14 protein-coding genes are annotated in these 19,229 nt (G+C 60.3%); 7 read left to right on the forward strand and 7 right to left on the reverse strand.

Annotation, left to right across the window (positions count from 1 at the left end):
* Positions 1-4: 4 nt before the first annotated feature.
* The 7 genes from QPL98_RS13490 to pilG all read right to left on the reverse strand — a co-directional run bounded on the left by QPL98_RS13490 (position 5) and on the right by pilG (position 13,138).
* Entirely contained in the window at positions 5-1,057 is a 1,053-nt protein-coding gene (locus QPL98_RS13490; protein ID WP_153739620.1) for a chemotaxis protein CheB, read from the reverse strand.
* Complete coding sequence (locus QPL98_RS13495; RefSeq protein WP_303293427.1) at positions 1,057-8,676, reverse strand: Hpt domain-containing protein; 7,620 nt, start codon at positions 8,674-8,676, stop codon at positions 1,057-1,059. Before QPL98_RS13495 ends, QPL98_RS13490 begins: the two co-directional genes overlap by 1 nt.
* An 11-nt stretch (positions 8,677-8,687) precedes the next feature.
* Entirely contained in the window at positions 8,688-9,587 is a 900-nt protein-coding gene (locus QPL98_RS13500) for a protein-glutamate O-methyltransferase CheR (RefSeq protein WP_153739618.1), read from the reverse strand.
* A gap of 27 nt (positions 9,588-9,614) precedes the next feature.
* Complete coding sequence (locus QPL98_RS13505; RefSeq protein ID WP_153739617.1) at positions 9,615-11,690, reverse strand: methyl-accepting chemotaxis protein; 2,076 nt, start codon at positions 11,688-11,690, stop codon at positions 9,615-9,617.
* A gap of 93 nt (positions 11,691-11,783) precedes the next feature.
* A complete protein-coding gene (locus tag QPL98_RS13510) occupies positions 11,784-12,329 on the reverse strand; it encodes a chemotaxis protein CheW (RefSeq protein ID WP_011787172.1) in 546 nt (181 codons plus the stop codon).
* 20 nt (positions 12,330-12,349) lie between these two features.
* Positions 12,350-12,712, reverse strand: a complete 363-nt coding sequence (pilH, locus tag QPL98_RS13515) for a twitching motility response regulator PilH (protein WP_011787171.1) — start codon at positions 12,710-12,712, stop codon at positions 12,350-12,352.
* Between the two features lie 33 nt (positions 12,713-12,745).
* Entirely contained in the window at positions 12,746-13,138 is a 393-nt protein-coding gene (gene pilG / locus QPL98_RS13520) for a twitching motility response regulator PilG (RefSeq protein ID WP_011787170.1), read from the reverse strand.
* A 297-nt stretch (positions 13,139-13,435) separates the two neighbouring features.
* Here pilG and gshB point away from each other — a divergent pair, with 297 nt between their 5' ends.
* The 7 genes from gshB to QPL98_RS13555 are packed head-to-tail and all read left to right on the forward strand — an operon-like array spanning position 13,436 to position 19,166.
* A complete protein-coding gene (gene gshB, locus QPL98_RS13525) occupies positions 13,436-14,389 on the forward strand; it encodes a glutathione synthase (protein WP_011787169.1) in 954 nt (317 codons plus the stop codon).
* Positions 14,390-14,435: 46 nt separating this feature from the next.
* On the forward strand, positions 14,436-15,302 hold the full coding sequence (locus tag QPL98_RS13530) for an energy transducer TonB (RefSeq protein WP_153739616.1): 867 nt from the start codon (positions 14,436-14,438) through the stop codon (positions 15,300-15,302).
* Positions 15,299-15,865, forward strand: a complete 567-nt coding sequence (locus QPL98_RS13535; protein ID WP_153739615.1) for a YqgE/AlgH family protein — start codon at positions 15,299-15,301, stop codon at positions 15,863-15,865. The genes QPL98_RS13530 and QPL98_RS13535 overlap by 4 nt, the downstream gene beginning before the upstream one ends.
* Positions 15,858-16,289, forward strand: coding sequence for a Holliday junction resolvase RuvX (ruvX, locus tag QPL98_RS13540; protein ID WP_153739614.1), 432 nt, complete (start codon positions 15,858-15,860; stop codon positions 16,287-16,289). Before QPL98_RS13535 ends, ruvX begins: the two co-directional genes overlap by 8 nt.
* Positions 16,290-16,308: 19 nt before the next feature.
* A complete protein-coding gene (pyrR, locus tag QPL98_RS13545) occupies positions 16,309-16,818 on the forward strand; it encodes a bifunctional pyr operon transcriptional regulator/uracil phosphoribosyltransferase PyrR (protein ID WP_011787165.1) in 510 nt (169 codons plus the stop codon).
* Positions 16,819-16,845: 27 nt separating this feature from the next.
* Positions 16,846-17,856, forward strand: a complete 1,011-nt coding sequence (locus QPL98_RS13550) for an aspartate carbamoyltransferase catalytic subunit (RefSeq protein WP_286714236.1) — start codon at positions 16,846-16,848, stop codon at positions 17,854-17,856.
* Complete coding sequence (locus tag QPL98_RS13555) at positions 17,853-19,166, forward strand: dihydroorotase family protein (protein WP_011787163.1); 1,314 nt, start codon at positions 17,853-17,855, stop codon at positions 19,164-19,166. Before QPL98_RS13550 ends, QPL98_RS13555 begins: the two co-directional genes overlap by 4 nt.
* Positions 19,167-19,229 lie beyond the last annotated feature (63 nt).

Consider the following 19,229-nt stretch of genomic DNA (forward strand, 5'->3'; position numbering starts at 1 on the left):
TACCTCAGGCGGAATCCCGTTTTTGCCGGCCCTTGAGCAGGCAGTTGTTCTCAATGACTTTTACCAGTTCCCTGGCCAGTTGCTCCGGAGTGCCACAGAAACTGGCGCAGCCGGTGGCGGCCACCGAATCGGGCATGGAGCTGTTACCACAACTGGTGCTTTCCTGAACCCAGATGCGGCTGCCATAGGCCTTCAGCATGGGTGCAGCGATAGCGCCGTCGTTGCCCATGCCGGAAAACAGGATGGCATGGCAGTGTTTGCCATAGTGATCCGCCACGTTCAGCAACACCTGATCTATCGATGGGCCATAAGGGCCCGGCCAGGGATGATTCTGTTCCGTCAGCTGGCCCTGGCGATCAAAGCACCACTCTCTTTCTACCGGCATCAGCACCACATCGCCATTGCGTACCCGATAGCCCTCCTCGGCCCGCTTCAGCGAATAGTGGGCGTGCCGGCCCAGAACCCGGGTGAGGACTTCGGTAAAATTGCCATCAATATGTTGTGCATAGATAAACCCGACCGGTAGCCTTGGCGGCAGGTGATCGAGAAAGGTCTTCACCGCTGCAGGACCGCCCAGCGAGGCTCCGAGAATCCAGACGTCCTCAGCCACCGAACCCGGCGCCGCCGGAGTTATCCAGTGTGGCAGCGTAGGCGCGTCCACCGCATCTGGCGTGGTCTCGGCCAGCTCTTCAATGTCGTTGGCGGTATCCAGCTGCTCCAGATGCCCGAGCTGTTTTTCCAGCTTGTCGAGCAGCCGGCGTTCCCAGCGAAAGTATTCCGTGGTGCCGGGCTTGGGAGCCTGGTCCAGGCCAAATAAGACCGGTGCTTCTGTATTTTCCAGCAGATGCTCGAACAGTGCCGGATGATCCGCTTCGTCTTCCAGGGTCACCAGCCAGAGGGCTGCGTCCGGAAACGCCGGGTAGTCCATCAGCCGCTCGGGATCTCCCGAGAAGCTGACGTCCAGGCCAAATTTTCCGGTCGCCGCCTGCAGCCGATGCCGTTGCAGCACCACATCGGACACAATCCCGACGCCAGGCCGGCCGTGAGGGCCGGCCATCACCGGTTCCCGGTCAGCCGCTTGATGGTGTCAAGCAGCTCGGTTTCCTGGAACGGCTTGCCAAGGTACTCGTTGACCCCGATGGCCAGAGCACGTTCCCGGTGCTTCTCGCCCGTCCGCGAGGTGATCATGCAGATCGGCGTATCTTTCAGGTTGTCGTCGTGGCGCACAAAGCTGGCCACTTCGAAACCATCCATACGGGGCATTTCGATATCGAGCAGGATGATGTCCGGCCGGTGGTCCTGAAGCTGGGCAACGGCGTCGAGACCATCTTTGGCGGTCACCACTTCCATGCCATTGCGCTCCAGCAGACGGGAGGTCACCTTGCGCACCGTAACGGAGTCGTCCACCACCATAACCGTCGTGGCTTTTTCCTCGTAGCGGGCGCTGTCCCGTGCCTTTTCCAGATTCGCCAGGCGCTGGCGTTCGGACAGGATGTCGGAGCGGATCATCGCCGGCAAGTCGAGGATTACAACCACGTTGCCGTCACCGAGAATGGTGGCACCGGAAACGCCCCGGACGGAACTGAACTGCGGCCCGAGGGATTTAACCACGATTTCCCGGCTACCCATCAGCTGGTCCACCTGCAGAGCCATGGGCTGCTCCGCGCCGCGCACCAGAATGACCGGCAGTGGCAGAGCCTGGCCCTGAAGCTTGGGCTGGTGGTCACTGTTGAGCAGGCTGCCCAGGTACTGCAGGCGATACTGCTGGCCGGCATACTCGTACATGGGGGCGTCTGGCTTGTAGTACTCTTCCAGCTCGTAGGTGCTGACCCGGACAATACCTTCGATGGTGTTGAGCGGGATGGCGTAGAAATCTTCCCCGGTGGACACCATCAATGCCCGGTTGACCGACACGGTGAACGGCAGGCGTACGGTGAAGGTGGTGCCACGGCCCAGGGCGGAATCGATGTCGAGGCTGCCGCCGAGCTGTTTGATTTCGCTGGCAACCACGTCCATGCCCACGCCACGACCGGAAATCTGGGTAACCTGCTGGGCGGTGGAGAAGCCCGGCTGCAGAATGAACTGCAGGATTTCCCTTTCCGAGAGGTCTTCGTCGGCGCGCATCAGGCCCTGGCGAACGGCCTTGTCGCGGATAACGTCGGACGGAATGCCTTTACCGTCGTCCATCATCCTCAACACCACATCACCGCCTTCCCGGGTCAGGGACAGAACCACTTCACCTGTGGCCGGTTTGCCTGCCTTGGTGCGGTCTTCCGGCGTTTCGATGCCGTGGTCCAGCGCGTTGCGGAGCATGTGCTCAAGCGGCGCGACCATCCGCTCCAGAATGTTCCGGTCCATTTCCCCTTCAGCATTGCGTACGTCGAAATCGACTTTCTTGCCGAGTTCGCCACTGATCTGGCGCACGATGCGGCGCAGACGGGGCACCATGGAGGAGAACGGAATCATCCGGGTCTTCATCAGACCTTCCTGGAGTTCCGTATTGATTCGTGATTGCTGAACCAGCAGGGTTTCGGTGTCCCGAACCCGCTCGGACAGGGTTTCACGCAAATCAGCAAGGTCCGAAGTGGATTCGCTCAGGGCCCGTGACAGCTGCTGGATGGAGGAGTAGCGGTCCATTTCCAGCGGATCGAAATCGTCGCCGTAGTCCGGCCCGTGCTCCTGCTCGGCCCGGAACAGGATCTGCGCTTCGGTTTCGATATCCATGCGCCGCAGCTGTTCCCGCAGACGTTCGATGGTGGCGGCCATTTCGTCCAGGGTGTAACTGAAATCACTGCTCTGTTGCTCCAGGCGACCCCGGGTAATACTGGTTTCACCGGCCAGGTTAACCAGCTCATCCAGCAGCGGTGCCGATACCCGAATGGTTTCCTGGGCGGCTCTCTGTGCATCGGCGGCTTTCTTGCGCGCCTGGGCCGCGGATTTCTCCGGTTTCGCAGGTGCCGGAACCGGTTTGGTCGGGGCTGGCTCCGCAGTGGAGGCCTTTGGCACCGGCGCGGGTTCTTCGCGAACCGGTTCGGGTGCTTTCTCCGGCTGCGGGGCAGGTGCCGGTGCGCCGGATTCAAAGCGTTTGCGGATATCCGCCACCAGCGCGATGATGGCATCGTGATCGCCGGTGATGGCCTGCCATTGCTCCTCGGTTGGCGCGTTACCGCCCAGATCGATCAGGCGGGTCTCGAAAGCATGAGCCTTGTCGCCAAGCTCGGAGAGCTGGGACAGACGGGCGCCGCCTTTGAGGGTATGCAATGCCCGTTGTGCTTCCCGGTTGAAGTGCTCATTGGCCGGCTCACGACGCCAGTCATCGAGTAGCTGCTCCAGCTGGTCCATGATTTCGCCAGCTTCTTCCAGGAAGATTTCGAGCACTTCCGGATCCACGGAGTCCGCTTCAGCCGTTTCTGGCTGTGGCGATTCTGTTCCGGATGTGTCCTCCGCTGGTGCGGTAGTGCGCAACGCGTCGATCAGGGCCGTGTCGGCATCGGGCTTGCGACTGTCTTCCAGCGCATCAAGCATGGATTTCAGGCTGGCCGCGGCGCGGTCACTCAGGCCAAGCATGGCCGACTGGCCCCGGTCGCCGGCAATCAGCTGGTCCAGGGCGTCGGCCCAGGCTTCGGCCAGATCCGCAATCGGGTCGACATCCGACAGTCGCGCGCCGCCCTTCAGGGTGTGCAGTTCCTGTTGCAGGCGGGTAATGCCCGCCAGCTCCTCCGGCTCCTCGCGCCACTGGTCGAGGCATTCGGTAATGGCCTCGTGGATTTCCAGGCCTTCGTCCAGGAAGATGCCAACCAGATCATCGTCGGTGGCGTCCTCCAGGCTCTCGTTGAGGCTGGACGCGGATTCTTCGGATTCCGCCGCCGGCTGTTCACTGATTTCCAGTTCTTCCAGTTCGCTAACGTCGGGCTCACCCGGCTCTGACTGCGGCGGTTCCTCCGAAGGCAGGGATTCGCCGCGCAGAATGGCCTGAACCTGATGCACCAGTTCTTCGGCTGGCGGGCACGGCTTCTGGGTCGCCACCTGCTCTACCATCTGGGCCAGGCGGTCGTGGCAGGCAAACAGCAAGTCGGTCATCTGACCGCTGGCTTCAAGCTGGCCTTCGGCCACTTTTTCGAACAGATCCTCAAGCACGTGAGTGAGATCGCCGATGGCCTCGACTCCGGCCATGCGGGCGCCACCCTTGAGGGTATGCACATCACGCTGCAGTTCGGCAGCAACCTCCCGGTTCGAGGGGTCTTCGCTCCAGGTATGCAGGGCACTGCCGGTTGAGTTGATCAGGTCGTAGGCTTCTTCCAGGAAAATGCCCACCAGTTCCGGGTCCAGATGGGACAGATCGGTGGCCTGGAGCTCTTCCTCCTCTGCACCTGCAGTTTCTTCGGTGCTTTCCTCGAGCTCCGGCTCCGGCAGGGTCAGCTCTTCGTCTTCCGGTTCTGCCGAGTCGTCGGTGTGTACATCGGTTACCGGGCGAGTGCCACGGGCGCCATCGATGTAGGCATGAATCTCGGTGATCAGATCCGGCGCGGGCCTCGGCGGCTCACCGGCTTCAAGTGCCTCGACCATGCCGGCAAGCCGGTCATGGCAGCGGAACAACAGGTCAGACAGAGTGTCATTGATCGAGAATTTCTGCTCGGTCAGTCCTTCAAACAGGTTTTCCAGTTCGTGGGACAGATCACCCACGGCCGGAATGTCGGCCAGTCGGGCGCCACCCTTGAGGGTGTGCAGGTCACGCTGGAGCAACCGCAGGAGGTCCAGGTTTGATGTGTCCTCGCTCCAGCTGTGCAGGGCTTCCGCGGTGCTGTCAATCAGGTCGCGGGCTTCCTCCAGGAAGATTGCTGCCAGCTCGTCGTCCATGGCCTGATCGTCTTCAGACGTTTCCGGCAGTGGCGGCGTTTCTGTCAGCTCAGGTTCTTCTGTTGCCTGCTCCAGTTCATCCATCTCCAGGCTGAGGTCGATCTCTTCCAGGTCGTCGGTGAACTGCTGCTCGAACTCATCCGGTTCTGCGGGCTCGGCTGCGGTTGCCTGTGCCAGCGCCTCGAGTTCCTGAATCAGTTCCTGGCTGGGTTCAGTAGCCAGCCCGGCCGCCACCTGATCCATCATGTTAATCAACTGCTCATGGCCGGCGCGCAGGGTCTGGAATACATTATCGCCCGGCGGCAGGCCCTGCTCTGAAATCGCGGTGTAGGTGCGGGTCAAAGCGGCGGTCAGTTCGGCAACATCGGGCAGATTGGCGTCTGTCGCACCCTGGGTCAGTTGCTCCAGTTCGGCACGGAGGGTTGCCAGTGCCTCGTCCTGCTGCGGGTTTTCAGACCAGCGATCGAGAATGCTTTCGGCATCCAGAACGATATCCAGGCCTTCACCCAGGAACAGCTGTACCAGCTGTGACGACGATTTCCTGGCGGGTTGTTCGTCGTCTGCCTGGGCATGGCTGGTGAGTGTCTGCTCACACACCTGGTGCAGGCGCTCAAGGTACTCGTCGGTGCCTGCCAGCGGTGCCTGGGGATTCTCCCGAATCTGGGCAAGCCCTTGGGTCAGGAAGCCCGCCGCATCACTGATCAGCGCCAGTACGTCGCGGTCTGCCCGTTTGTTCTGAGCCCGGGATTCTTTGATAAAGCGCTCAAGCGGCGTAATGACTTCCGCAATCGGCGCGATACCGGCGGTGTTGGCACTGCCTTTCAGGGTATGCAACGCCCGAGAGAGATCGTCCGTGTAGGCGGCGGTGGCTTTGTCGCCCGCAGCCTCCAGGTATTCCTTGATGGTCTGCAGATGGGTTTCGGTTTCGTTCTCGAAGATATCCAGCAGCACCGGATCCACTTCGTCTTCTCCGGGCAGGGCATCATACTCAATGCTGTCTTCCGGAGTGACGGTACCGGCCGTTGTTTCCTCTGCAGACTCTGTGTCGGTGTCCACCAGCGGCATGGCGGTGGCATCGGGAATTTCGCCATTGGCCAGGGCATTGGCCCGCGCCTCCATGGCAGATGTGTTCAGGCTCGGCGCCTGGCGTTTCTCAAAATCGGTGACCAGCGCCGGCACCGAATCGGTGACATCCTGAAGCAGCTGGGCAATATCATCATTCATGAACACGCTGCCGTCGATCACCCGGTTCAGCATGTTCTCGACCGACCACGCCAGCTCCCCGATCACGGTAGCGCCAACCATCCGGCCACTGCCTTTCAGGGTATGAAAGGCCCGCCGAACTTCTGCCAGGGCACTGCGGTCATCGTGCTGACGTAGCAGCATGGGCAGGTATTCGCGAATGGTGTCGAGTACCTCGCCAGCTTCCTCAATAAAGATCTCGAGGATTTCGTCATCAATGAGATCGTCACTGTCGTCCGCTTCTTCAACTTCGCTCGTTGGCGCGGTAGCGGGCGTTTCGGGAATTTCGATTTCGTGCTCGGCGGCGGCCTCGTCTGCAGTTTCTGCTTCGCCTGTGGTCTCTTCGGCCGCCTGTCCGGTTTCTGCGCGTCGGGTCGTTGCCAGCGCTTCAGCCTGTTCAATCAGCTCGTTGACGTCGCCCCTGGTCTCGCCGTTCCGGAAGTCCTCAATCAGGGAAGGAATACGGGCGTTGACCTGGTCCATCAGGGTGAACATGTCATCGGTCGGTTTGATGGTCTGGTCGATGACCCGATTGAGCAGATTTTCCACCGACCACGCCAGTTCCCCAATGCTGGTGGCGCCGACCAGGCGGCCACTGCCTTTGAGGGTATGGAAAGCCCGGCGAACTTCAGTCAGAGCTTCGCGATCGTCGTGATCCTGGCGCAACCTCGGATAGAACTCGTGGATGGTCTGCAGAACTTCTTCCGCTTCCTCAACAAAAATGCCGAGGATTTCATCATCCAGCAGCTCGGCATCAGAGGTTTTGGCCTCTGGTGCGGTGGTCTCTTCGGCGCTGGCCTCAGGTTCTTCAGCCACGGGTACTTCAGCCGGGGCCTCTTCGGTTTCTTCCGTCAGGCTCCAGGTGGGCTCCTGTCCGACCGGGAAGCCGAGACTGGCGAGGCTGTCTTCGGCCACGCGCAGGATAGCGTCGTTATCGCTGATGCCATCTGCCAGTCTCTCCAGGTAATACTCGATACTGGTAACGGCATCGGCCAGGGTGTCGAGCTGTTTCCAGTCCGGAACCTGTTTGTTGCTGAGCAATACGTCGGTGACATAACGCTCGGCTGAGGCGAGCATATCGGCAACGCGATCCAGTGGCACCAGGCTCAGACCGCCACGGATACTGTGCAGGAGTCCGGGTACGTGTTCGATTTCACGGGCATCCCACTGGGAGGCAATGAAATTGACGATGGCGGATTTAACCTGCTCCAGGGTATTACGGGATTCGCGGATCAGCGCTTCGCTGGCCTCTCCGAGTTCACGGGAGCCCATGTTGATGGCGGAGGCTTCCTCGGCCGAGCCGGACGACTGCTCCGGGCGTCGCTCGCTGTCGAGGCCAGCCAGACTGGCCTCCACGTAAAGCAGGGCACCGGCAATGTCCATCAGGGTGCCATCGTCGACCACTTCGGCCTGCTGGCAGAGTTTTTCTACCAGTTCAATCTGTTCGGTGACGACCTTCCGGGGAATGCCAAGACCAAGAACGGCCAGGGTGTTGGCAACCTGACGCAGGCCGGGCAGTAACTCGTCCAGTTCGCTGTTCTGACGAAATTCGGCCCGCACAAACAGGTCGAGCTGATCTTTCAGTCGAGCCAGTTCTTCGTTGAGGGCACTGACCACGGAGTGGATGGCGTCCCGGCCTGGACCGGATACCCGGTTGCGGGCCGCATCCACGTCGTCTTCCGAGGGCAGGGCGCTATCCAGCTGATAGGCCTGACGCAGTGCCTGAACCTGGGGGCGATCCAGATCCCGGGCGCGGGCGACGTAATACAACAGGTGTTTGAACAGCGCTTCCGGAACCGGCTGCTGAAGGATGTCCGCATGTTCGTCGGTGAGCCGGCGGATCTCGGAATCCAGTTCCCTGAGCAGGGATTTGACGGCGGTGTTCACCGGGTTGACCCGGGCTTGCAGAGTGTCGACAAAGGCGCTGGCGGCTTTCCAGAGTTCGCCCCGGGGCGTTTTCTGGCACAGGCGCACCAGTCGCTGGATTACCTTCTGCATGTAATCGAAATGGGCGTCCAGATCGGCCTCGCGAACCACGCCGGCCAGGGCAAACTGGTACATCTGGCGCAGCTTGCGCAGGTGGCCCAGGACTTTGGGATCGTGCAGGCGTTCAGACACCTTGCCGCTGACCTTCATCTGTGAGGCAGAGAGATCCGGCTTGAACAGGGAGGTGTCGGACAACAGGGATTCGCCCCGGGCGGCCCGGAGATCGTTGAGCAGCGGCAGCAGAACCATGGGAAAGTCATCACTGCTGCTGCCAATGTGTTCCAGATACTGTGGCAGCTGCAGGATGGCCTGCATCAGCACGTTGACGGCATCGTCAACGCTGGTCACGGTTTCGTTGAGAATGGCCTGGGTCAGTTTTTCCATCTCTTCGGTGAGCAGTGCCGCACCGTAGAGTTCCACCATTTGCAGGGTACCGTGTACCTGGTGGAGGTAATTCAGGCAGAAGCGCAGGCGCGCAGTGTCGTCGCGATTCTCGACATACGCTTCAAGTGCATGCTGGCCCTGGGTCAGCGTGTCCTGTATCTCTCCCCGAACCCAGTCGAGGGCGATGCTGTCATGGTGATTGCCCATAACCACTCCGGTTATTCTTCGTCGGACTGGCGCTTGATCCACGCCAGTACATGTTCCGAGGGAACCCTCTGCAGGCCCGGTGGCTGCCAGTCGGTCAGTTCACCCTGGCCAAGCACCAGTAACCCCCCCGGTGCCAGACGCTCTGCGAGCCGTTTGACGATCTCCCGTCGGCGCCAGCGACGGAAGTAGATCAGCAGGTTCTGGCAGAAGATAATGTTCATCCCGTGCATGGGGGCTTTATCCAGATCCAGAACATTGAGTCTGGTAAAGCACACCCGGTCACGGATGTTGTTCACAATTTCTACGGTATTCCGCTCCGAGGGCCGGAAATACCTGGCTTTCAGGTCTTCTTCCATTCCCAGCAACTTGCGGGCATTAAACCGGCCCTGGCGCGCTTTTTCGATGGCCGGCTGACTGATGTCCGAGCCGGTTACGCCGAAGAGCGGTTGCACGCCCAACTGAGCCATGCCCTCGTTCAGGATCATCGCGAGCGTGTAAGGCTCCTCGCCGGTGGAGCAGCCAACACTCCAGGCCTCCAGGGCCCGCTTCCTGAACTGTTCACGGGGACGGGTAAGCACATAATCCGCCACCAGCCGGAAGGCGTCCGGGTCCCGGAAAAACCGGGTTTCCTGAACAGTGAGCCGGTCTACCAGTGTGGCCCACTCCCTGACAGCATCCGGGCCGGATACGATTTTCTCGTAATAGGCCTGGTAGCTGCTGCAACCGATTTCGCGCATCCGGATGCCAAGATTGGTTTCCAGAAACGAGCGCCGTTCGGTGGTCAGGGTTATGCCGGTGCGGTGCTCCAGCAAGGTCTGCCACTGGCTGAACTGCGCGTCATCCATATCCGGAAGACGGCGCAGTGACCAGATGCCTTCGGCGGGTGACAGTTGGTTATGCGTATGCGCCATAGACCGTCATCTGCCCCGGGCCGGTGATCAGCTGACCACCGGTACGTCGCTGTTTTCCTCTTCTTCCTGATTGGCCATTTCCTCATCCGGCAGGGTGAAGCCGGCAACGGAGGACCGCAGCTCGGAGGCCATTTCTGCCAGGTTACCGATAGACTTCGCGGTAGCGTTGGTACCGGAGGAAGTCTGGGAGGTGATTTCCTGGATAACGTTCATGGTGTTGGAAATGTGCGCCGCAGAGGACGACTGCTGACGGGCGGCGTTGGAGATGTTCTGGATCAACTCCGCCAGGGACATGGATACGTTCTCGATTTCCTCGAGGGCGATACCCGCGTCCTGGGCCAGTCGGGCACCACGGACCACCTCGGCGGTGGTGTGTTCCATGGAGATAACCGCTTCGTTGGTATCTGACTGGATCGTTTTAACCAGTGCCTCAATCTGCTTGGTTGCTGCAGAAGAACGTTCCGCCAGGCGCTGAACTTCGTCCGCAACCACCGCGAAGCCCCGGCCTGCGTCACCGGCCATGGAGGCCTGGATTGCCGCGTTCAGGGACAGGATGTTGGTCTGGTCGGCGATGTCGTTGATCAGGGATACGATGTCACCGATTTCCTGGGAAGATTCACCCAGACGCTTGATCCGCTTGGAGGTTTCCTGGATCTGTTCACGGATGTTGTCCATGCCGCGGATGGTGTTCTGTACCACTTCCGCGCCTTTCTTCGCGATCGCAACCGACCGCTCCGCAACCGCGGAGGATTCGGCGGCGTTCGAGGATACCTGGTCGATAGACACGGCCATCTCGTTAACCGCAGCGGAGGCGCCGGCAATTTCCTGGGCCTGGTGCTCGGATGCATCGGCCAGGTGCATGGCCGTGGCCTGTGTTTCCTGGGCGGCGGAAGCTACCCGTACTGCAGTACCACGAATCGCCTGTACCAGTCCGCGCATCTGGTCGATCGCGTAGTTGATGGAGTCGGCGATGGCACCGGTGAAGTCCTCGGTTACCGTGGCCTCTGTAGTCAGGTCACCATCGGCCAGGTCGGCCAGTTCGTCCAGCAGTCGCAGGATCGCGTTCTGGTTCTGTTCGTTCTGCTCCTGGGTGGTGGCCAGACGCTCCTGGGCGTCGCGGTACAGGGCAAGACCGATAAAGACAACAATCGCAACCATGGCGGCCAGGATGGCGAAGGCCAGGGTCGGGCTGATCAGACGGGAGCTGGACTGGGTGGCGAAGTTGTCGGCCAGAGTCGACAGTTCGGCCAGCAGGCTCTCGGAGTTCTGGAAGATGTCACTTGCGGCGGTACGAACCTTGAAGAGGTCGGGAGAGGCCTCAAGGATCGCGTCTACGTTCTGGGAAACGAACTGGAACAGCTCGTCAACCGCTTCCAGGCCATAGATGGCGTCTTCGTCCGCTACGCGGGAGATGCCCATGGCGGGGTTGCCGTTGAGCTGGCCGTCGAGTACCCGGCCAAACAGGCTGGCGTCCCGGCCGAAACGGTCGGCCGCGATAACGGCGTCTTCGTCACCGGACAGTACGTTGTTAACGGAGCGGACAATACGCTCTGCCAGCAGCGACTGACGCTGGGCCAGAGAGATCTGTTCGGCAGGGGCACCGTTATCCAGCAGAATCTGAACGATGTCGTCGTATTCCACCTGCAGCTGGGGAATGGTTTCGTTCAGGGTCCGGGCTACTTCGTGCAGGCCGAGTACTGCATCACGGGTGGAGAGGATGCTGTCGGCGTTTTCACGAACGGTGTTCCAGTGTTCCTGTACGCCACTTTGCTGGGCCAGTTCACTGGGTGGGAGGCCGGTTTCCGGGTTGCCCTCGGTCACGTTGGTCCAGAGCTGCTGGAACTCATCCCGCGAACGACGGAGTTGGTCGAAGGCTTCGGCGGTACCACCGGCGGCCTCGGTCGCGTTCTTCGCGATCTCCTGGGAGAGTACCCGCATTTCCGCGGTGTTGGCGATGTACTGCTGGTCGTGCTGACTGTCCTGGTTAATGATGAACAGTACCACAACGAGCAGGACGGTAAGTGCAATCAGCGCTGCGATCAGGCCGGCAACCAGTTTGTTGCCTCCCTGTCCCATACTGAGTCTTCCGGCTCTGTTTTTCATTTTCTGGCTCCCGGCCTCTTTCTTCTGGAAATGGCAAGTATGTGTAGCGGGTTTCAGACGGTCAGGGTGATGTTCCTGCCAGTACCATCACCCTTACCACTGTGCAACATCAAGAAAGCGTTCGTCTTCCACCAGATCGGTGGCTGAGAACACTTTCCAGACCTCCTCATTACGCTCGTAACCGCCGCTCACAAACGGACGAACGCTGTCGGGCACCCCGTCGGGGGTGGCCCTGAAACTGTCTTTGGCGAAGTACTGCATGCCCAGTACGCTGTCGACGACCAGGCCACTGAATACGTCGCCCTGCTCAACCACCAGAACCCGCCGTTCACGCAGGCTGCGGGAAGAGCGGGGCACATCGAAAAAGGTGGCGAGATCGACCAGGGGTAACAGGCGGCCGCGAACATTGGCCGCTCCCATCAGGAACGACCGAACCCCCGGAACATGGGTGAACCGGGGTACATGCAGGATTTCGGTAACTTCGCCCATGGGGGCAACATAGCGCTCGCCCGAGAGAATAAAACCGATGCCGTTCCAGAGTTCAACGGCTTCCTGTTGTTCCGGCAGACCGGCGGCCATGGACCGGCTGCGCTGGGCGATATCCGTCAGAACGGCAAAAGGGGCGGCCTGGGCGGACATGCGTACTCCAAGGTTGGGGATCAGGCAATCAGGCTGTTGATTGTTTTGATCAGGTCGTCTTCGTTAACTGGCTTGACCAGATAACCCTTGGCACCCTGGCGGGTTCCCCACACCCGGTCAGTTTCCTGATCCTTGGTGGTTACGATCACAACCGGGATGGAAGCGGTTTCCGGCGCACGGGTCAGCTGGCGGGTCGCCTGAAAGCCGTTCAGGCCGGGCATGACAACATCCATCAGCACCAGATCCGGAGTTTCCGCGCGGGCCTTGGCCACACCATCGGCGCCATTATCTGCGGTCAGCACTTCGTGCTTGTGTTTTTCCAGAATGGTGGAAATCTTCTTAACTTCAGTTGGCGAGTCGTCAACAATCAGAATGCGGGCCATGGTTTCCTCGATGGTTCTGTGTGTCAGCAGGGGTTACTGTTCCGCCTGAGGCATGTATTGGCGGATGGTGTTAAGCAGCTCATCCTTGCTGAACGGTTTGGTCAGATACTGGTCCGAGCCTACGATTCGGCCTTTTGCCTTGTCGAACAGGCCGTCCTTGCTCGAAAGCATGATAACCGGCGTCTTTTTAAAAGAGGAATTGTTCTTGATCAGTGCGCAGGTCTGGTAGCCGTCCAGGCGGGGCATCATGATATCGACAAAAATGATGTCCGGCTGGGAGTCGGCAATCTTGGCCAGAGCGTCAAAGCCGTCTGTGGCAGTGATAACCTCACAGCCAACCTTTTTAAGAAGGGTTTCCGCGGTGCGACGAATGGTCTTGCTGTCGTCAATCACCATGATCTTCAGGTTCTCGAAGTTGTCATCCATTGTCCAACTGCCTTGCGCTCTAGCGACTGTCGTTATTTTCGAACGGGGGTTTTAACACAAACGTTAAGGTTGTTCTATAAACCCCGCTCATTTATAGAGTATCCATGGCTGGATAAAAAGTATTAGTTTGTGACCAAATGTACTTCTGCCGCTGCCATCACGGATTTATCTGCGGATTTCTCCGGATGCATTCGCGGCTCGGGTACAATACCATTTGACCTCTCAGCATAGCACTTAATAACCGGTTCGCTCTGCTGACCGGTTCGTGTTTTCTTACCGACAGTTCCAGGAGACGCTATGACAATCCGGCTGGGGATCGTGATGGATCCCATTCAGGATATTCACTTCAAGAAAGACAGTTCTCTGGCCATGCTGCATGCCGCCCAGAAACGTGGCTGGGAAATCGAGTACATGGAACTGCCGGATCTCTATCTTGCGGGCGGCCAGGCCCGGGCTCACACCCGTGGGCTGACTGTGCACATGGATCCGGACAACTGGTACAGCTTCGGCGCCAGTCAGGATCGTGCGCTCGGTGATCTGGACGTGATTCTGATGCGGCAGGACCCACCGGTGGACCGGGAATTCCTGATGGCCACCTATATACTGGAATCGGCGGAGCAGCAGGGCGCTCTGGTGGTCAATCCGGCGGCCACTCTGCGGGACTGCAACGAAAAACTGTTTGCCACCCAGTTTGAAGACCTGACACCGCCGCTGATCGTGACCCGCTCTGCCCAGCGTTTCCGGGAATTCTATGCCGAACATGGTGACATCATCATGAAACCAGTGGACGGCATGGGTGGCCGCTCGATATTCCGGGTCAAGGAAAACGATGCCAATCTCGGGGTCATCATCGAAACCCTCACCAATTACGGCAGCCATCAGGCCATGGCCCAGAAATTCATCCCCGAAATCACCGAAGGTGACAAGCGTATTCTGCTGATTGAGGGCGAGCCGGTACCCTATGCCCTTGCACGCATTCCGTCACACGGTGAGAATCGCGGCAACCTGGCCGCCGGAGGTCGTGGTGAGGGCCGGGAGCTGACCGAGCGTGACCGTCAGATCTGTGCCCGGGTAGCGCCGGTGATCAAGGAAAAGGGTCTGATGTTCGTGGGGCTTGATGTCATTGGTGACTATCTCACGGAAATCAACGTCACCAGCCCCACCTGCATTCGTGAGCTGGATGCGGCGTTTGGCATCGACATTGCCGGCATGCTGATGGACGCCATCGAGCGACGTCTGGCCAGAGACTGAAGACCGATCACAGCTTTTGAGCGCACAAGGAGACTCAGGAACCGTCATGGCAACCCAGGTTAGCGATTTCGATCGGTTTTCCTTCACCCTGTTTATGGCATTGGCCGTTCATGCCATGTTGGTGTTGGGGATTACCTTTGCCCCGGAATCGCCCCGGTCTTCGGCTCAGACCATGGAAATTACCCTGTCCCGGTTCGACGATGAGCAGGCGCCGGAGAAAGCCGATTTTCTGGCCCAGACCAGTCAACAGGGCAGTGGCTCGGAAGAGCAGGCCATGGAAATGACCTCGCCCAATCCCTCCGAGATCAGTCAGCCGGAGCTGGCCCAGGTGCAACCCGAGCCACAGACCACCACCCGGCCTCAGCCTCAACAGGAGCGGGCGGTCGTCCAGACCGAGACTCGCACCGAGCGCCAGGCGTCAAGGCCCGAGGAGCGAACCGAGCCCCAGGAAGAGCCCTTGCCCCAGAGCGAGAAAAAGAGCCTGATGGAGCGCAGCCTGGAGATTGCCAGCCTGGAGGCGCGGTTTGACGCACAGCAGCGGGCCTATGCCCGCAAACCCCGGGTAATGCGGGTAACGGCAGCCTCGACCCTGAAGTCCAGCAACGCCTGGTATGTGCAGAACTGGGTGAGCAAGGTGACCCGGGTGGGCAACATCAACTATCCCACCGAAGCCAGGCAGGCAGGCATCTACGGCACCCTGCGCATGCTGGTTTCGCTGAAGAAAGATGGCACAATCAAGGAAGTGGCAATCCTCCAGTCCTCCGGCAGCACGGTGCTGGATGATGCCGCAATCCGAATTGTGCGTATGGCCGCTCCGTTTGCGCCTTTCCCGGAGGAAATGCGTCAGGACGTGGACGAACTGGAAATCATACGCACCTGGTCATTTCAGAGACGGGGGCTTACATCAGGATGACGGCCGAACACGACACCACAGGCAGTCTCAGGCACCACTTCCTGGTGGCTTCGCCCTGGTTGGCTGATCCCCGCTTTCACGGTGGGGTGATCTACCTTTGCGAACACTCGGAGGAGGGCGCGCTGGGGCTGATGATCAATCAGCCGCTGGATATCCACCTGGGTGAGATCCTCGAGCAGCTCGACATGCACGGCGGGGAACTGGACTTGCCGGTATACACCGGCGGGCCGGTTCAGCCAGAGCGCGGCTTTGTTCTGCACTCGCCGGGCCGGCAGTGGAAGAATACCGCGCGAGTCACCGATGGGGTGTTCTTGACCACCTCCCGGGATATTCTGGAAAGCATTGGCCGGGATGAGGGGCCGGAATCGTTTCTGGTGGCACTGGGTTACTCTGGCTGGGGCGAGGGTCAGCTGGAGGAAGAGCTGGGCAGCAATGCCTGGTTGACCTGCCCGGCCAGTACCGACATTCTGTTCCGCACGCCGGCAGACCAACGTTACCAGGCGGTACTCCGCCTGATGGGCATTGATCTGAACCAGCTCAGTGATTCGGTGGGTCATGCCTGATCCCGGTAACCGTCGACTACTGGCCTTTGATTTCGGCACCCGGCGTATCGGGGTGGCGTCAGGGCAGGAAATGCTCGGAACCGGCCAGCCCCTGGCCATGCTTCCGGCCAGGGACGGGATTCCCGACTGGCAGCAGATCGAGGCGCTGCTGGCGGAATGGCAGCCGGATATTGTCCTGGTTGGCCTGCCTCTGAATATGGATGACACCGAAAATGAGATGTGCGCGCGGGCCCGCAAGTTCGGCAAGCGTTTGCACGGCCGCTACCATGTCACGGTCGAAATGGTGGATGAACGACTCACCAGCTACGAAGCCAAGGGCGAGGTGATGGCCGGTGGTGGCAGCCGCGATTTCGGCCGCCACGGCGTCGATGACCGTGCCGCCGTGCTGATACTGGAAACCTGGTGCCGGGAGCAGGCCGGCTGATCTGATAAACGAGGCTGTAATGACCGCATTGCTTGATATAGACCAGCTGCTCGACACCTTGGAATCCGGCCTGCGTCAGATTCTCCAGGCGCGTGGCGTGGATGACCCGGTGCTGATCGGAATCAGGACCGGCGGTGTCTGGCTGGCGGATGTGTTGGGGAAGCGCCTGGGTATTGCCCAGCCTTTCGGAGAGCTGGACATCTCGTTCTACCGGGATGACTTCAGCCGCATTGGTCTGAACCCCCGGGTGATGCCGTCCAGTCTGCCGTTTGATACCGAAGGCCGGGACATCATCCTGATCGACGACGTGATCATGAGTGGCCGGACGATCCGGGCTGCCATGAACGAAATATTCGACTACGGCCGTCCGGCCAGTATCATACTGGCCACGCTGATCGATATGGGCGCCAGGGAACTACCAATCCAGCCGGATGTGGTGGGACGGGCCCTGACGCTGGAAGCCCATCAACGAGTGAAACTGCGTGGCCCCGAGCCACTGCGCATTGAAGTACAGGAATCCGGGCAGTAAACCTTCCCAACTGATAACAGGCGAGCCATGACCGCGAACGACCCTTCCCCGAACCACTTGCAGCTGACCCGGGATGGTCAGTTGCGGCATTTCCTGACGCTGGATGGCCTGGGCCAGCCACTGCTCACGGATATTCTCGACACCGCCGACTCCTTTATTGAGGTGGGAGAGAGAAGTATCAAGAAAGTGCCCCTTCTCAGAGGCCGCACCGTAGTCAACCTGTTCTTTGAATCCAGTACCCGGACCAGGAGTACGTTCGAACTCGCGGCCAAGCGCCTGTCTGCCGACGTCCTGAACCTGGATATTTCTACCTCAGCTACCTCCAAGGGTGAATCCCTGTCCGATACCCTGCTTAATCTGGAGGCCATGGCTTCGGATATGTTCGTAGTGCGTCATTCCCAGAGCGGCGCGCCGCATTTCATAGCCGAGAGTGTGACCCCGGGCGTTGCCATCATCAATGCCGGTGACGGCCGCCACGCCCATCCCACCCAGGCGATGCTGGACATGCTGACCATCCGTCAGCACAAGGGCCGATTCGAAGGCCTGAAAGTTGCCATTGTCGGGGATGTGCTGCACTCCCGGGTGGCGCGCTCGCAGATTCGTGCTTTGAATGTGCTGGGCGCGGAAGAGGTGCGGGTGATTGCTCCCGGCACGCTGCTGCCCAGAGATGTCGAGGATCTTGGCTGTACCGTGGAATACGATATGGCCCGGGGCATGAAAGACCTGGATGTGGTGATCATGCTGAGGCTTCAGAAGGAGCGCATGGAAGGTGCCCTGCTACCCAGTGAACGTGAGTTTTACCGTCTGTACGGGCTGAATCAGGAAAAGCTGGGGCTGGCAAAGCCCGATTGCATCGTTATGCATCCGGGCCCGATCAACCGCGGGGTCGAGATCGAGTCAGCGGTGGCCGATGGCCCCCAGTCGGTCATTCTTAACCAGGTCACCAATGGTATTGCTATCCGGATGGCGGTGATGTCCATGGCCATGGGTGGTCAGATGGCGGAGCGTCAGCAAAGACAGCAGGAGGGCCTGGCATGACAGCGTCAGCGAACTGGAATGAGGGCGGCCTGAAACTGACCGGCGGGCAGTTGTTTGAGCCGGGCAAGGGGTTGATCAGTAACCCGGGCTTGTTGGTGCGCAATGGTCGCATAGAGGCGGTTGGAGAGCAGGCCCAGGCAGCCGAGAGCGCCGCAACACTGGACGCCGCCGGGCAGGTGATCGCGCCCGGTTTTATCGACCTGTGCTGTAATCTCCGGGAGCCGGGCAATGGCCAGAAGGGCAATATTGCCTCGGAAACACGAGCCGCCGCCCATGGTGGTTTCACCACGGTCTGTGCCTCGCCGGAAACCTCGCCGGTCAATGATTCCGGTGCCGTGACCAATCTGATTCTCGACAGCGTGGCCTCCCGAGGTGTGGTTCGGGTGCTGCCGATCGGTGCCATCACCCGTGGCCTTGATGGCGATATGCTCAGTGATATGGCCGGCCTGAAAGCAGCCGGTTGCGTGGCGGTCGGCAATGGTTCCCGGGGCGTGCGCAATGCCCGCATTCTGCGCCGGTGTATGGCCTATGCCCAGACCTTCGGACTGACCGTGATGTTCAGTCCGGAAAATACGGCACTGGCGGCCGATGGCTACGCCCATGATGGCCAGGTCACCACGCGTCTGGGGCTGCTGGGTATTCCCGAGGTGGCCGAAACGGCCGCGGTTATGGAAATGCTACTGCTGGCGGAAGAGACCGGGGTGCGCCTGCACCTGAGCCAGCTGTCCTGCGCCCGCAGCGTCGAGATGCTGGCCCAGGCCCGGGATCGCGGCGTGAAGGTTACCGCCGATGTTGCCATGCACCAGTTGGTCTTCACCGAGTCGGCCCTGGCCGGCTTCGACAGTCGTTTTCATGTCCGGCCTCCCCTGCGCGGAGAAGCCGACCGTCAGGCGCTGGTGGCCGGTGTGCGGGACGGCGTTATCGATGCAATTGTGAGTCAGCATCAGCCCCATGATTCCGCGGCCAAGCAGGCCCCGCTGCCCGCGACCGAGCCCGGGCTGTCGAGCATCGAAAGCGTGCTGTCCCTGGGTCTGGAGCTGGTACAGAATCATGAGTTGGAATTGCCGGATTTGCTGCGGGCACTGACCGCTGGCCCGGCGGCTGTCCTGGGCCGGGAAGTGGCTCTGACGGCCGGGGCTGCTGCTGATCTTTGTCTGTTTGACCCGGATGGCCACTGGCAGCCTTCCGCAGCAACGCTGCTGTCGGCTGGGCGGCACGCTCCGGTTCTGGAACGAGCCCTGCCAGGGGAGGTGAAACTCACCCTGGTGGCAGGTCGCACCGCCTGGCAGGCTCCCGGAACACCTCTTTGAAAAATGAGGCAGAGGTGGCTCCGCCTCTGTCGACATCATCACAGAACTCGCCGGTTTTGCTGA

The organism is Marinobacter sp. ST-43, assembly GCF_030541085.1.
GTDB classification, from domain to species: domain Bacteria; phylum Pseudomonadota; class Gammaproteobacteria; order Pseudomonadales; family Oleiphilaceae; genus Marinobacter; species Marinobacter nauticus.